Annotated in this window: 1 protein-coding gene; it reads right to left on the minus strand. The window is 66.8% G+C overall.

The features are described from left to right. Window positions 1-838: 838 nt before the first annotated feature. Window positions 839-1,065, minus strand: a 227-nt coding sequence (locus ACFU5O_RS37495; protein ID WP_384247518.1) for a WhiB family transcriptional regulator, incomplete at its 5' end; no start/stop codon positions are given.

The raw sequence follows: 1,065 nt of genomic DNA on the forward strand, positions 1-1,065 counted from the left end.
ATGCCCGCTGTCACGCGAGAAACGTCAAGCCACATTCGACCCGGCAATCCCAGACCAGCCCGCCCGGCAAACCATCACCAAACACCCCTGCAGGGACAAAACGCTCTTTGAGGCAACGTTTTAGAACTCCTAACAAAATGATCTTCGAGATGGTTGGATCGCTCCGGGACTGGTGATCTGGGGGTGCGGGGTGGCGCGGTCGAAGCCATGGACAGTCGACGACGAGCTGTGGACGGTGATCATGCCACTGCTGCCGAAGGTCGAGCGTCGGGCCCGGCATCCGGGACGCAAGCGGCATCCGGACCGGCTGGTGTTCCACGCTCGGGCCTGCCGCTGGGGCACGGCTTGTCGGCGCTTCATGCGTGACCCGCCTCGGAACGCGAATCGCGCTCATTGCCCTGCCTGACCCGATATGTTGACCATACGACCGGGCTCGGCGCCTTCCCCGTGGGGCCGAGCCCGGCTCAAACTCTGTGGCGGCCCGAGCCACAGGCCGAGGAAGCCTGGCGGTGGCATCGGCTTCGGATGATGGGACACCGCCAGGCCTCCACCCCAGCCTCTCACCCCGCGTTCCGCACCAAGCCGTGAGGCCCGCCGCCGCTGCTGTGCACCGCGGCGCACATACCGTTCGCCCGTGCGGGTGGCGCGGGTCCGGCGCCGCGCATCGCGGCCTGCGTCAAGGCGCTCGTCGAGGCATCTGTGGAGGAAAACGGCCACCTGATAGGGCTGTGGCTGTCTGCGACCACGCCTACGGGACAGCACTTGGGCACGCTGACGACCATGGGTCGTGCACCGTCTCATACCCATGACGAACTGCCGCTGGCGGGTCGCATCGTTTTCAGCTGGCGCGCTGTTGTTCACGATCCCGGCGAGCGGTTTCCAGGACAGTGCGCCAGGAAGTGACATCGGGTCTGCGGCGCAGCAGGGCACGCCGTTCCTTCTCGGTCATGCCGCCCCAGACGCCGAACTGGATGCGGTTGTCCAGTGCCTCGGCCAGGCACTCGGTCTGCACCGGACATCCCAGGCATACGGCCTTGGCGCGCCTTTGCCCCTCGGCGTCGGCGA

It is taken from the genome of Streptomyces sp. NPDC057445, from assembly GCF_042802855.1.
Classification (GTDB): Bacteria; Actinomycetota; Actinomycetes; order Streptomycetales; family Streptomycetaceae; genus Streptomyces.